Raw genomic sequence first — 12,743 nt, forward strand, 5'->3', positions numbered from 1 at the left:
GTGGGCTCAGCGCCCGCCGGAGAACCCTCCGCCGCCTCCGCCCCCGGAGAACCCTCCGCCGAAGGATCCGCTGGAGGAGGACGACGAGGTGGCGACGGGTGTCGCGCTGAGCGATGAGCCCATGCTCGACAGCGACGAGCCCAGGGAGCCGACCGCGTAGCCGGTGTACCAGCCTGGGGTCGAACCGCTGCGCTCATAGGTGACCGAGAGCACTTCGCCCCATTCCTTCTCGAGGCCGAACAGCATGGCGTAGGGCAGCAGTCGTTCATAGAGCACGATCACGTCGACGGCTCCGTCGCTGCGTCGTTCGGCTCCGCGGTACGACTGCAGCATGCGGATGCGGTCCGCCTCGGCCAGGCGGATGTACTCCCGCACGCCCTGCAGGTACTCCCAGGTCTCGGCGCCCCGGCGCGTGACGACGACGGTCCTCAGCATGAGCCGCACGGCGATCACGATGACGAACGCGCCGGCGATCAGGCTGAGCACGAAGGCGACGATCGCCGCGGGGCGTTCGACGACCACACCCCCGAAGGCCAGAACGGCGGCGGCGATCACGACGAGGATCCCGACGATACCGAGGACGAGACCGGCGACCGAGCGTTTCCTCTCGATGAGTCCTCGCTCGACGGCCGCGTCGCGGGCGGAACGGGGGAGCGCCGCCAGGCGCGTGGCCAGCTCGTCGTCCGGCTCGGAGAGGTCCACGCTCGCTCCGGCCTCGAGGACGGGGAAGAGCGCCTTCACGGTCGCGGCGTCGAGGGGATCGGGGGCGATGGACGGATCCACGAGGGCGAGCACCGGCTTCTCCTCGCCGTCCTCGATGCGCAGTGTCCCTCGCACGCCCAGGTGCACGATCTCGGCGGGGGTGGCCTTGCGCTTGACCGCCAGCGCGTCGAGCACCTCCGCGGCGAGCAGCGGGGGCAGGTCGGCGGGCACGTCGTACTGTGCGACGATCACACCGCGACCCTGGGCGCGATGCCGCCGCCGGAGCATCCGGAGCGCCAGCAGGCCGCCGCCGGCGGCGAGCAGGCCCCCGCCGGTGACGGCATAGGGGACGAGATCGGTGAGCGCATCCGGCTGGAGGGCCGGCGACGGGACGACGGTGCCCTTGGCGAAGGGGAAGGACACGGTCACGCCGGACTTCGCCGGGACGTCCGTCGCCGACACTTCGTATCCGGCGTCGGTCTTCGTGATGGTGCAGGCGTCGCGCGAGCCCTCCTCGCCCTGGTAGCAGGACGGTGCGCCGAGCATCGCTCCGGTCAGGGCGTCGTCGAAGCGGATGAGGGCGTGGAAGCGTCCGATCGCCTGCGTGCTGTCGAGGGGGAGGAGGTCCCAGTAGAACTCGTCGATGTCGGCGTTCACGGGCTGGTGGATCACGTCGCGCATCGTGTAGTCGATGACATAGGTGGTCGGGCCGTGGCGGTAGGTGTCGTCGCCGAGCGAGAGGAACAGCACGCCGTCGTTCGAGTCGGTCTCATAGGGGACCGCCCCGCCCTTGCCGTCGGTGACCGAGGTGACGGAGGGGAAGAGCGGGGCGCCTCCGTACTTCTCCGCGAGACCTCGGACGATGCCGCGATTCTGGTCGGTCTGGGGGAAGTCCGCGACGAGCGTCTCCTTCGCCGTCATCGCCGCACGACCCTCTCCGTCGAGGGTGACATCGAACACCGAGTCCCAGGAGCCGTAGGAGAAGTCGTCGACGCCGGCGCGGGCGGAGGCGAGCGCAGCGGAGGGGAGCGCGATCGCGGCGAGCGCGGCGAGGGCGCCGAGGACGGCGAGAAGCGTGTGTCGGTTTCGTGCGCGCATCGCAGTCAGGCTAACCCAGCCGACGAGGCTTATCGTGGGAGGAGCCCGCGTGGCACGATCGCGGACGGGGAGGGGCTCCGATGGCCTGGCACTGGATCGCGGACGACTGGGGCTCCTACGAGCACTGGGTCTTCGAGGAGTACGAGCCCCCGGCTCCGGCCGCCGGCGAGGTGACGATCCGCGTGCGGGCGGCGGGCGTCAATCCCGCGGATGCGAAGCACGTCGCCGCAGAGCGGCCGGGGGCCGCCCTGCCGGTTCCCATCGGATACGAGGTGTCCGGGGAGCTGACGGCGATCGGGCCGGGCACCGAGATCGGCTCGGGCTCCGCGTCGATCGGCGACGAGGTGCTGGCCTTCCGCGTGCGCGGCGGGTACGCGACCGAGGTCACGGTGCCGGCGGAGAAGGTCTTCCACAAGCCTGCGGGCCTCCCGCATCCGGAAGCGGCGAACCTGCTGCTCGCGGGCACGACCGCGGCGGAGATGCTCGCGGTCACCGGTGCGGCGGAGGGCGAGACGATCCTGCTGCACGGCGCGTCCGGCGCGGTCGGGGTGAGCGTGCTGCAGCAGGCGGCGCGGCGCGGCATCCGCGTGATCGGCACCGCGAGCGACGCCCGGTCGGCCGAGGTCCGCCGCTTCGGCGGCGTGCCGGTCGTCTACGGGGCCGGGCTCTCCGATCGCATCCGGGACGTGCTCGGCGACGAGGGGCGGATCGCCGCCGCGCTCGATGCCGCGGGCACCGCCGAAGCCGTGGACGTCTCCCTCGAGTTCGTCGCCGACCGGTCGAGGATCGTGACGATCGCGGCGGCGGCGCGTGCCGCGCACGACGGGTTCCGCGCCATCGCCGGGACGATGCCGGAGAGCACCAGGTTCCGCGACGCGGTGCGACAGGAGCTCGTCGACCTCGCGGGGTCCGGAGGGCTGGTGGTGCCGATCGCCCGGACCTATCCGCTCGCCGAGGCGATCGAGGCGACCCGATTCCTCGCCGAGGGACACCCCGGTGGGAAGATCGCGCTGCTGCCCTGAGCCGCCCGCTGAGCATCATGCCAAACGTGGTGCTACGATCGAGCCATGCCTCTGGGCGGTCTGCTTCTTCTTAGCTGCCGCGACGAGTCCTGATCATCGGGCCTCTCTCGTCGCGGCGCTCGTGTTGGCCTGAGCACTTTTGTCACGAAGAAGAAGAGACGATCCCATGAAGAACTCCCAGCGCCCCTCCGCGATGCCGATCCACAAGTACCGGCCGTTCCACGAGCAGATCCGCGTCGACCTCCCCGATCGCACCTGGCCCTCGAAGCGCATCACCCAGGCGCCCCGCTGGTGCGCCGTCGACCTGCGCGACGGCAACCAGGCCCTCATCGACCCGATGTCGCCCGAGCGCAAGAGGGTGATGTTCGAGCTGCTCGTGAGCATGGGCTACAAGGAGATCGAGGTCGGATTCCCCTCCGCCAGCCAGACGGACTTCGACTTCGTGCGTCAGCTGATCGAGGAGAACCTCATCCCCGACGACGTGACGATCCAGGTGCTGACGCAGTGCCGGGAGCACCTGATCGAGCGCACCTATGAGGCGATCGCGGGTGCGAAGCAGGCGATCGTGCACTTCTACAACTCGACCAGCGTGCTGCAGCGCGAAGTCGTGTTCCGCTCCGACCGGGAGGGAGTCAAGCAGATCGCCCTGGAGGGCGCGCGCCTGTGCCGGGAGTTCGAGAAGCGGATCCCCGGCACCGAGGTCTACTACGAGTACTCGCCGGAGAGCTACACGGGGACCGAGCTGGAGTACGCGGTCGACGTCTGCAACGCGGTCATCGAGGTCCTCGAGCCCACTCCCGATCGCAAGGTGATCATCAATCTGCCGGCGACGGTGGAGATGGCCTCCCCGAACGTCTACGCCGATTCGATCGAGTGGATGCACCGGCATCTGGCGCACCGCGAGAACGTGATCCTCTCGCTGCACCCCCACAACGATCGCGGCACGGCGGTCGCGGCCGCGGAGCTCGGCTATCTGGCCGGCGCGGACCGCATCGAGGGCTGCCTGTTCGGAAACGGCGAGCGCACCGGAAACGTCGACCTCGTCGCGCTGGGCATCAACATGTTCACGCAGGGCATCGACCCGCAGATCGACTTCAGCGACATCGATCAGGTCAAGCGCACGGTCGAGTACTGCAATCAGCTGCCCGTCCCCGAGCGCAGTCCGTGGGCCGGCGACCTGGTGTTCACCGCGTTCAGCGGATCGCACCAGGACGCGATCAAGAAGGGCTTCGAGGCGATGGAGGCCCGCGCCGCGGCGGAAGGGGTCACGGTCGACGAGATCGAGTGGGCGGTGCCCTACCTGCCCGTCGACCCGAAGGACCTGGGCCGCTCGTACGAGGCGGTCATCCGCGTGAACTCGCAGTCGGGCAAGGGCGGCGTCGCCTACCTGCTGAAGACCGATCACGCCCTCGACCTGCCCCGGAAGCTGCAGATCGAGTTCTCCGGTGTGGTGCAGGCCAAGACCGACGCCGAGGGCGGCGAGGTGACGAGCGACCAGATCTGGTCGATCTTCACCGACGAGTACCTCCCGGCCGACGACGCCGACGACAAGTGGGGCCGCTTCGAGCTCCTGGGCACGCAGACCCGCAGCGACATGTCCGGAGAGGTCACGCTGGACGTGACGCTGCGCGACGGCGAGGAGCGCCTCGCCGCCTCCGGTCGGGGCAACGGCCCGATCGCCGCGTTCATCGAGGTGCTGAGGGAGCGCGGCTTCGAGATCTCGCTCTACGACTACGTCGAGCACACGCTCTCGTCGGGCGGAGACGCGCAGGCCGCCTCGTACGTCGAACTGCAGGTCGACGAGACGCGGCTGTGGGGTGTCGGGATCGACGGGGACATCTCCACCGCGAGCCTGAAGGCGATCGTGTCCTGCGTGAACCGCTCGATCCGCTCCCGGGCGGAGGAGCTCGTGCTCACCGCCGGCTGAGCCCGGAGGTCGTATGGTCGTCGAGCGGGCGACGGCGTTCTGCTCCGCCGCGCTCGCTCAACGGCCGGGGAGGGTGATCACGCCGGTCTCGGCCGCCACCTTGCGGCGGTAGAGACGGCGCTGCTCGGGGAGCGACACGTCGAACAGCACGGCGAGCACCCGGATGACGGCGGTGACCGCGATGCCGATCACCGCCGCGAGGACGATGTTCATGCCGAAGAGGTTCGCGACGACGATGAAGGCGCATCCCGCGCCGGCGGCCACGGCGTAGAGCGAGCCGACGTGCATGATCGAGACCGGGAGGCCCATCAGCACGTCGCGCAGCACACCGCCGCCGACGGCCGCGCACACGCCGATGAACACGGCGGGGACCGCGGGGATGCCGAAGGCGATGGCCTTGCTCGTGCCGAAGGCGCCGAACATCCCGATCACCACCGCGTCGAGCACGACGATGACCGTGTTCAGGCGGTTGAAGATCCCCGCGAGGAGCATTCCGAGCAGGGCCGCGCCGGTCGCGGTGAGCAGGTACCAGTTGACTTGCAGGGTCGCCGGGGGCTGGCCGATGAGGATGTCGCGGATGAGTCCGCCGCCCATCCCGATCATGATGCCGATGATCGCGACGCCGAGAAGATCCAGGCGGCGCTGCCCCTGGAAGCCGGATGCGAACATCGCGCCCTGGATGCCTCCGAGGCCGACACCGAGGAGGTCGGCCCACAGCGGGATGGTGAAGAGCGGTTCGGTCACCACTCCATTGTCGTCGGGGCGCGCGATAATCGTGGAATGCCCACCTACCGAGACGAAGCGGTGATCCTGCGCACCCACAAGCTGGGCGAGGCCGATCGCATCGTCACCCTGCTCTCGCGCCGGCACGGCAAGATCCGGGCGGTGGCGAAGGGAGTGCGGCGCACCTCGTCGAAGTTCGGTGCCCGGCTCGAGCCCTTCATGGTCGCCGACGTGCAGCTCTACCAGGGGCGTTCGCTCGACATCGTGCAGCAGGCCGACTCGCTCGGCGCCTACGGCGCGGACATCGCGGCGCACTACGACCGGTTCACGGCTGCCAGCGCGATGGTGGAGACCGCCGACCGCCTCAACGAAGCAGAGGCCACGCCGGAACAGTACCTCCTGCTCGTCGGCGGGCTCCGCGCCCTCTCGCGGGGGGAGCACGCGCCGCGCAGCATCCTCGACTCCTATCTGCTCCGCGTGATGGCGCTCTCCGGCTGGGCTCCCTCCCTCGACGACTGCGCGCGGTGCGGGGCGCCCGGACCGCACACCTCGTTCGTCGCGCAGCTCGGCGGGCTCGTCTGCGGCGACTGCGCACCGGCCGGGAGCCCTCGCATCGCGCCGACCACGCTCGCCCTGCTCCGTTCGCTGATCGCGGGCGACTGGGATGCGGTCGACGCCGCGGCCCCCGGCGACCTCGCCGCCGCATCCGGCACGATCGCGGCCTACGCCCAATGGCATCTCGAGCGCGGCATCCGCTCGCTCGCGCACATCGACTCGTCCTCGGAGGGAGCACGGTGACCCCGAAGCCGTATACGCACAGGGACGCGGTCCCGTACCGCCCGCTCGACTGGACCGGTGTCCACCCGCCGGCGTTACCCGCGGTGCCGAACCACGTGGCGATCGTGATGGACGGCAACGGACGCTGGGCGAACCGGCGCGGGCTCAGCCGCATCGAAGGGCACAAGGCGGGGGAGGAGGTGCTGCTCGACGTCGTGGCCGGGGCGATCCAGGTGGGCGTGAAGCACCTCTCCGTCTACGCCTTCTCGACGGAGAACTGGGCGCGCTCGCCCGAGGAGGTCCGCTTCCTCATGGGGTACAACCGCGACGTGCTGCATCGCCGTCGCGACCAGCTCAACGAGTGGGGCGTGCGGGTGCGCTGGGCCGGGCGGAAGCCGCGTCTGTGGGGATCGGTGATCAAGGAGCTGCAGCACGCCGAGCAGCTGACCCGGGACAACGACGTGCTCACGCTCACGATGTGCGTCAACTACGGCGGGAGGGTCGAGCTCGTCGACGCGATGCGCTCCCTCGCGACCGAGGTCGCCGCCGGACGGCTGCGCCCGGGGGCGATCACCGAGAAGGCGATCCGTCGCCATCTCTACGTCCCGGACATGCCCGACGTCGATCTCTTCCTGCGGAGCTCGGGCGAGCAGCGCACGTCGAACTTCCTGCTCTGGCAGTCCGCATACGCCGAGATGGTGTTCCTCGACACGTTGTGGCCCGACTTCTCGCGTGAGGAGCTGTGGCGGGCGATCCAGGTCTATCTGTCCCGCGACCGTCGGTTCGGCGGGGCGGTCGACGCCCCGGACGACGCCGGGGAATAGGGCGTGGTGTCGATGCTGTTGAATGATTCCGTGAGCGAACCCATCTCCATCGACATCTGGTCCGACATCGCCTGCCCCTGGTGCTACATCGGCAAGCGCAACCTCGAGACGGGGCTCCAGGCCACCGCGGGCGACGAGGACGCCCCGCAGGTATCGGTGACCTTCCACTCCTTCGAGCTCGCTCCCGACACGCCGGTGGACTTCGAGGGCGACGAGGCGGACTTCCTCGCCGGGCACAAGGGCATGCCGCGCGACCAGGTGGAGCAGATGCTGTCGCACGTGACCGGCGTCGCCGCGGGATCCGGCCTCGAGTACCGGTTCGATCTCCTGCAGCACACGAACACCGTCAAGGCCCACGAGCTGCTCCACTTCGCGAAGGCCAAGGGCCGCCAGCACGAGATGGAGGAGCGCCTGATGTCGGCGTACTTCACCGAGGGGCGGCACGTGGGACGGATCGACGACCTCGTGGCCCTCGCCGAGGAGGTCGGCCTCGACGGTGAGGAGGCGCGATCGGCGCTCGAGGGCTCCGAGTACCTCGCCGCCGTCCGCGCGGACCAGGCGCAGGCGCAGGCCTACGGCATCAACGCGGTGCCGTTCTTCGTCATCGACGGGAAGTACGGTGTGAGCGGCGCCCAGCCCGCCGAGGCGTTCGAGAACGTCATCCGCGACGTCTGGGCGGAGCGCAAGGCGGCGGCCGAGCCCGCGGGCTAGCGGGTCAGGGCGCTCTCGATCGCCGCGACGATCTCGGGGTCATCCGGGCGCTGCTTGGGGCGGAACCGGCGCACCGAGCCGTCCGGCGTCACGAGGAACTTCTCGAAGTTCCACTCCACGCGTCCCGCCTTGCCGCCTCCGTCGGGCGTCTGCTTGAGCGCCTTGTAGAGCTCGGTCGCGTGGCGCCCGTTGACCTTCACCTTGTCGTTCACCGGGAAGGTGATGCCGTAGGTGGTGGAGCAGAAGTCGAGGATCTGCTCCATCGATCCCGGCTCCTGGCCGAGGAACTGGTTGCACGGGAAGCCCAGCACGGTGAAGCCTCGGCTCTCGTACTCCCGCTGCAACTGCTCGAGCTGCTCGTACTGGGGCGTGAGCCCGCATTTCGAGGCGACGTTCACCACGAGGACCACGTCCGCGCCGTAGTCGTCCAGCGTCTTCTCGGCGCCCTGGGCGTCGGCGAACGGGATCTGGCGGAGCGGCGTCTCTGGCATATCCCCAGCCTACGTGCGCTTTGGCCTGCAGGCGCCGTCGTCTGGGAGAATGGAAGGGATATGACCATCGCCCCCGCTCCCGCGCACGCTCTGCGCATCGGCCCCATCGAACTCGACGTCCCCGTCGTGCTCGCGCCCATGGCCGGAATCACCAACACCGCGTTCCGTCGGCTCTGTCGCGAATACGGCGCCGGACTGTACGTCAGCGAGATGATCACGTCCCGCGCGCTGGTCGAGCGCAACGCGATCACCATGCGCCTCATCCAGCACCACGAGAGCGAGACGCCGCGATCGATCCAGCTCTACGGCGTCGACCCGGCGACCATCGCCGAGGCCGTACGCATCATCGTCGCCGAGGATCACGCCGACCACATCGACCTCAACTTCGGCTGCCCCGTGCCCAAGGTCACGCGGAAGGGCGGCGGTGCCGCGCTGCCCTGGAAGACCAGCCTCTTCGCGGACATCGTCGATCGCGCCGTGAAGGCGGCCGGGGACGTGCCCCTGACGGTCAAGATGCGCAAGGGCATCGACCGCGACCATCTCACTTTCCTCGACGCGGGACGTGCCGCGGAGGACGCCGGGGCCGCCGCCGTCGCGCTGCACGCCCGCACCGCCTCCGAGTACTACTCCGGACACGCCGACTGGAGCGCCATCGGCGAACTGAAGCAGGCGGTCACCAGCATCCCGGTGCTCGGCAACGGCGACATCTGGTCGGCCGACGACGCCTCGCGGATGATGACGGAGACCGGATGCGACGGCGTGGTGGTCGGCCGGGGGTGCCTGGGGCGCCCGTGGCTGTTCGGTGAACTGGCCGATGCGCTGGGCCCGGGCGAGGGCGTGCACGTCGACGCGACCCTGCAGTTCGTCGCGCAGGCCTTCCGGCGCCATGCCGAGCTGCTCGTGGAGTTCTTCGAGGACGAGGACCGCGGATGCAAGGACATCCGCAAGCACGTCGCCTGGTACTTCAAGGGGTACCCCGTGGGCGGCGACCTGCGCGCGGCGCTCGCGAGGGTGGAGTCGCTGCAGCAGATCGACGATCTCCTCGGCACGCTCGACGACGCGCCCTACCCGGGCGCCGCCGCCGAAGGACAGCGCGGGCGGGCGGGATCCGCCAAGCGCACCGCGCTGCCGGAGGGATGGCTGGACTCGAGGGACATCGGCGTGGACACCGGCGAGATGATGCGCGGCGCGGAGGTCGAGAACAGCGGTGGTTGATCCTTCGAACGGCACGTCCGCCCCGCGCGGCGACGGTTACGGCGAGCACGACGCCGCACGGTTCTTCTCCGAGACCCATCGTTCCGAGCGCGACGACTTCGCCCGCGACCGGGCACGCGTGCTCCATTCCGCCGCGCTGCGGCGGCTCGCGGCGAAGACGCAGGTCCTCAGCCCGGCCAGCACCGCCGACTTCGCCCGCAACCGCCTGACGCATTCGCTCGAGGTGGCGCAGGTCGGACGGGAGCTCGCGATCGCGCTGGGAGTGTCTGCCGACGTCGTCGACACCGCATGTCTCAGCCATGACCTCGGGCATCCGCCCTTCGGCCACAACGGCGAGCGCGCGCTCAACGAGTGGTCGGAGGACATCGGCGGCTTCGAGGGCAACGCCCAGTCGCTGCGCATCCTCACCCGCCTCGAGGCGAAGGTGCTCGACGACGACGACCATTCGGTCGGGCTCAACCTCACGCGGGCGAGCCTCGACGCGACCTGCAAGTACCCGTGGACGGTGGACAGTCCGATGCCCGACCCGGGTGGACGCCTGAAGTTCGGCGTCTATCCCGAGGACGAGGCCGTGTTCCGCTGGATGAGGGACGGGGCGCCTGGGCGTCTGCGGTGCATCGAGGCCGAGATCATGGACCTCTCCGACGACATCGCGTATTCGGTGCACGACTTCGAGGACGCGATCGTCAACGGCTACCTCGACGTCGCCCAGCTCTCGGATCCCGTGGAGCACCACGCGCTGGTCGGGAGGATCCAGCAGTGGGTGGGGTACGACTTCACGCGTGAGGACCTCGCCGACGCCCTCTACCGGCTGACCTGCCAGCCGATGTGGCTGAAGTCCTTCGACCGCTCACGCCGCGATCTCGCGCGGTTGAAGAATCTCACGAGCGACCTGATCGGCCGATTCGCGCGTGCCGCCGTCGCCGCGACGCGAGAGTCCTACGGCGGTCCCCTGCTGGCGCGCTACAACGCCCATGTGGTCGTCCCCCGCGTCGTCGAGGCCGAGATCGCGGTGCTCAAGGGCATCATGGGCCAGGCGATCGTCACGATCGACGCCCGCCGTGGCGTATACAAGGAGCAGCGACGGGTGCTCAAGCGTCTCGCCGATGCGCTCTGGTCGACGGACACCCTGTGGACCGCCGGCGCGGACGTGCTCGAGCCCGCGTTCGCCGCGGACTTCCTCGCGGCCGGGTCCGATGCCGAGCGCGCCCGCGTGGTGGTCGACCAGATCGCCAGCCTCACGGATCAGACCGCCGTCGACTGGCACAACCGGCTGGTCGGGGACATCGACCCCGCCGAGGTGGGCATCTGGAGCCCGCGGCACGCGCGCCCCGGCCGCCCGCACGGCTCCCACCGGATGGCTTCCGAAGGGGCGCACTGATGCCGAGGATCCTGCAGGCCGACATCGACGAGGTGAAGTCGCGCACGAACATCGCCGACATCGTCGGGGAGCGCGTGGCGCTCAAGTCGGCGGGCGTGGGATCCCTCAAGGGGCTCTGCCCGTTCCACGACGAGAAGAGCCCGAGCTTCCACGTGCGGCCGCAGGTGGGCTTCTACCACTGCTTCGGCTGCGGCGCCTCGGGTGACGTGTACTCCTTCCTGCGTGAGATGGACCACGTCAGCTTCACCGAGGCCGTCGAGCGTCTCGCGGGCAGGATCGGCTACTCGCTGCACTACGAGGACGGCGGTGCGGCGCCGGAGACCAGCGGGCGGAGCCGGCTGTACGCGGCGAACACCGCGGCGGGGGAGTTCTTTCGCTCGCAGCTGCTCACACCCGATGCCGAGGCCGCCCGGGCGTTCCTGGGCCAGCGGGGCTTCGACGCCGGGGCGGCGGCGCATTTCGGCGTCGGGTTCGCACCGCGCGGCTGGGACGGGATGCTCAAGGCCCTCACCGCGCAGGGCTTCACGCGCGACGAGCTGAGTGCCGCCGGGCTGGTGTCCACAGGGCAGCGTGGCGTGTACGACCGCTTCCGCGGGCGCGTGGTGTGGCCGATCCGCGATGTGACGGGCCAGACGATCGGCTTCGGAGCCCGGAAGCTCTTCGACGACGATCAGGGGCCGAAGTACCTCAACACCCCCGAGACGCCGATCTACAAGAAGGCGCAGGTGCTCTACGGCCTCGATCTCGCGAAGCGAGACATCGCCCGCGGGGATCCTCGCCGCGTGGTCGTCGTCGAGGGGTACACCGACGTGATGGCGTGCCATCTCGCCGGGGTGACGACGGCGATCGCGACGTGCGGCACGGCGTTCGGCACCGAGCACATCAAGGTGCTGCGCCGTGTGATGGGCGATGTGTCCGCCTCGGGAGAGGTGGTCTTCACCTTCGATGGCGATGAGGCCGGGCAGAAGGCGGCGCTGCGGGCGTTCAGCGAGGACTCTCGTTTCACGGCGCAGACCTTCGTCGCCGTCGCGCCCGATGGCCTCGATCCCTGCGACCTGCGACTTCAGCGCGGTGACGCGGCGGTCCGCGGCCTCATCGACATGAAGGTCCCGATGTTCGAGTTCGCGATCGATCGCAAGCTCGCCGGCTTCGACCTCTCCACGGTGGAGGGGCAGGTCGGCGCGCTGCGGGCGGCGGCGCCGATCGTCGCCGAGATCCGCGACGAGCTGCTGCGACCGGGATACGAGCGGGTGCTGGCCCGCCGACTCGGCATGGACCCGACGGCCGTGCACGCCGAAGTGCGTCGGGCGTCCCGGGGCGGAGCCGCGTCATCGCGCCCCGAGCCCGTCCCGACGCCGGACGCCGGCGGGGACGCCCCGGCGACCCGGGTGCGGATCGCGGACCTGCCCCGCACGGCCGATGTGATGCTCGAGCGCGACGCGCTGATGGGCGTGCTGCAGTACGGACACCGGGTCGACGCCGCCCTGCTGGGCCGCGCGCTGGCCGAGCAGTTCCGCCACCCCGGCCTCGAGGCGGTGCGAGAGGCGGTCGCGTCGATCGAGGACCGCAGCAGGGTCGGGTGGGCGACGGAGGCCGCCGACGCCGTGCGCGAGCCCTACCGCGGTCTCGCCGGGGAGCTCCTGATGAGCCCGTTCCCCGCGCGTGACGACGAGGGGGCCGTCGCTTCGGCTACGGACCTGTGTCGCCGTCTCATCCTGCGCAGCATCGACCGCGAGAAGAACGAGCTGCTCGGCGCGGTCCAGCGGGTCCCGGCCGACTCCGACGGCGGACGCGCACTGAGGATGCGGTTGCGCGACCTCGACATCGAACGGCTCCGCTTCGCCGAGTCGTGAGCCCTCTCCGAGGCACTCA

The 12,743-nt window shown here is 70.1% G+C and carries 11 protein-coding genes; 8 read left to right on the top strand and 3 right to left on the bottom strand.

The window, feature by feature from the left end:
- Positions 1-6 precede the first annotated feature (6 nt).
- A complete protein-coding gene (locus ABWO84_RS05415; RefSeq protein ID WP_353113331.1) occupies positions 7-1,800 on the bottom strand; it encodes a DUF2207 domain-containing protein in 1,794 nt (597 codons plus the stop codon).
- An 80-nt stretch (positions 1,801-1,880) separates the two neighbouring features.
- Between ABWO84_RS05415 and ABWO84_RS05420 the strand changes: the two genes are divergently transcribed.
- Both ABWO84_RS05420 and leuA read left to right on the top strand, forming a co-directional pair.
- Positions 1,881-2,822 carry a quinone oxidoreductase family protein gene (locus ABWO84_RS05420; RefSeq protein WP_353113333.1) on the top strand — a complete coding sequence of 314 codons (942 nt, stop codon included), beginning with the start codon at positions 1,881-1,883 and terminating at the stop codon, positions 2,820-2,822.
- A gap of 166 nt (positions 2,823-2,988) precedes the next feature.
- Complete coding sequence (gene leuA / locus ABWO84_RS05425; protein WP_353113335.1) at positions 2,989-4,749, top strand: 2-isopropylmalate synthase; 1,761 nt, start codon at positions 2,989-2,991, stop codon at positions 4,747-4,749.
- Positions 4,750-4,806: 57 nt separating this feature from the next.
- Here the strand turns inward: leuA and ABWO84_RS05430 are convergent, their stop codons facing one another.
- Positions 4,807-5,493, bottom strand: a complete 687-nt coding sequence (locus ABWO84_RS05430) for a trimeric intracellular cation channel family protein (protein ID WP_353113337.1) — start codon at positions 5,491-5,493, stop codon at positions 4,807-4,809.
- A 36-nt stretch (positions 5,494-5,529) separates the two neighbouring features.
- Here ABWO84_RS05430 and recO point away from each other — a divergent pair, with 36 nt between their 5' ends.
- Genes recO through ABWO84_RS05445 form a run of 3 tightly spaced genes read left to right on the top strand, consistent with a single transcriptional unit; the run spans position 5,530 to position 7,784 of the window.
- Positions 5,530-6,270 carry a DNA repair protein RecO gene (gene recO / locus ABWO84_RS05435; RefSeq protein ID WP_353113339.1) on the top strand — a complete coding sequence of 247 codons (741 nt, stop codon included), beginning with the start codon at positions 5,530-5,532 and terminating at the stop codon, positions 6,268-6,270.
- Positions 6,267-7,073, top strand: coding sequence for an isoprenyl transferase (locus ABWO84_RS05440; RefSeq protein ID WP_353113341.1), 807 nt, complete (start codon positions 6,267-6,269; stop codon positions 7,071-7,073). Before recO ends, ABWO84_RS05440 begins: the two co-directional genes overlap by 4 nt.
- A gap of 30 nt (positions 7,074-7,103) precedes the next feature.
- The gene (locus tag ABWO84_RS05445) at positions 7,104-7,784 is read left to right on the top strand and encodes a DsbA family oxidoreductase (RefSeq protein WP_353113343.1); all 681 of its coding nucleotides are present in this window, start codon (positions 7,104-7,106) and stop codon (positions 7,782-7,784) included.
- Here ABWO84_RS05445 and ABWO84_RS05450 read toward each other — a convergent pair.
- The gene (locus ABWO84_RS05450; RefSeq protein ID WP_353113345.1) at positions 7,781-8,275 is read right to left on the bottom strand and encodes a glutathione peroxidase; all 495 of its coding nucleotides are present in this window, start codon (positions 8,273-8,275) and stop codon (positions 7,781-7,783) included. The genes ABWO84_RS05445 and ABWO84_RS05450 overlap by 4 nt on opposite strands.
- Before the next feature lie 60 nt (positions 8,276-8,335).
- On the opposite strand from ABWO84_RS05450, the gene dusB reads away from it, so the two are divergent.
- From dusB to dnaG, 3 genes are read left to right on the top strand one after another with little or no spacing between them, the layout of a single operon-like run.
- Positions 8,336-9,490 (top strand): tRNA dihydrouridine synthase DusB, encoded by a 1,155-nt coding sequence (gene dusB / locus ABWO84_RS05455; RefSeq protein WP_353113347.1) that lies wholly within the window; start codon positions 8,336-8,338, stop codon positions 9,488-9,490.
- On the top strand, positions 9,483-10,871 hold the full coding sequence (locus ABWO84_RS05460; protein WP_353113349.1) for a deoxyguanosinetriphosphate triphosphohydrolase: 1,389 nt from the start codon (positions 9,483-9,485) through the stop codon (positions 10,869-10,871). Before dusB ends, ABWO84_RS05460 begins: the two co-directional genes overlap by 8 nt.
- On the top strand, positions 10,871-12,724 hold the full coding sequence (gene dnaG / locus ABWO84_RS05465; RefSeq protein WP_353113351.1) for a DNA primase: 1,854 nt from the start codon (positions 10,871-10,873) through the stop codon (positions 12,722-12,724). Before ABWO84_RS05460 ends, dnaG begins: the two co-directional genes overlap by 1 nt.
- Positions 12,725-12,743 lie beyond the last annotated feature (19 nt).

Source organism: Microbacterium sp., assembly GCF_040394595.1.
Lineage (GTDB): Bacteria > Actinomycetota > Actinomycetes > Actinomycetales > Microbacteriaceae > Microbacterium.

What these genes read in the sequence shown, in the direction of transcription:
- ABWO84_RS05415 (WP_353113331.1), bottom strand. Translation starts at nt 1,800, where the DNA reads ATGCGCGCACGAAACCGACACACGCTTCTCGCCGTCCTCGGCGCCCTC.
- ABWO84_RS05420 (WP_353113333.1), top strand. Translation starts at nt 1,881, where the DNA reads ATGGCCTGGCACTGGATCGCGGACGACTGGGGCTCCTACGAGCACTGG.
- leuA (WP_353113335.1), top strand. Translation starts at nt 2,989, where the DNA reads ATGAAGAACTCCCAGCGCCCCTCCGCGATGCCGATCCACAAGTACCGG.
- recO (WP_353113339.1), top strand. Translation starts at nt 5,530, where the DNA reads ATGCCCACCTACCGAGACGAAGCGGTGATCCTGCGCACCCACAAGCTG.
- ABWO84_RS05450 (WP_353113345.1), bottom strand. Translation starts at nt 8,275, where the DNA reads ATGCCAGAGACGCCGCTCCGCCAGATCCCGTTCGCCGACGCCCAGGGC.
- dusB (WP_353113347.1), top strand. Translation starts at nt 8,336, where the DNA reads ATGACCATCGCCCCCGCTCCCGCGCACGCTCTGCGCATCGGCCCCATC.
- dnaG (WP_353113351.1), top strand. Translation starts at nt 10,871, where the DNA reads ATGCCGAGGATCCTGCAGGCCGACATCGACGAGGTGAAGTCGCGCACG.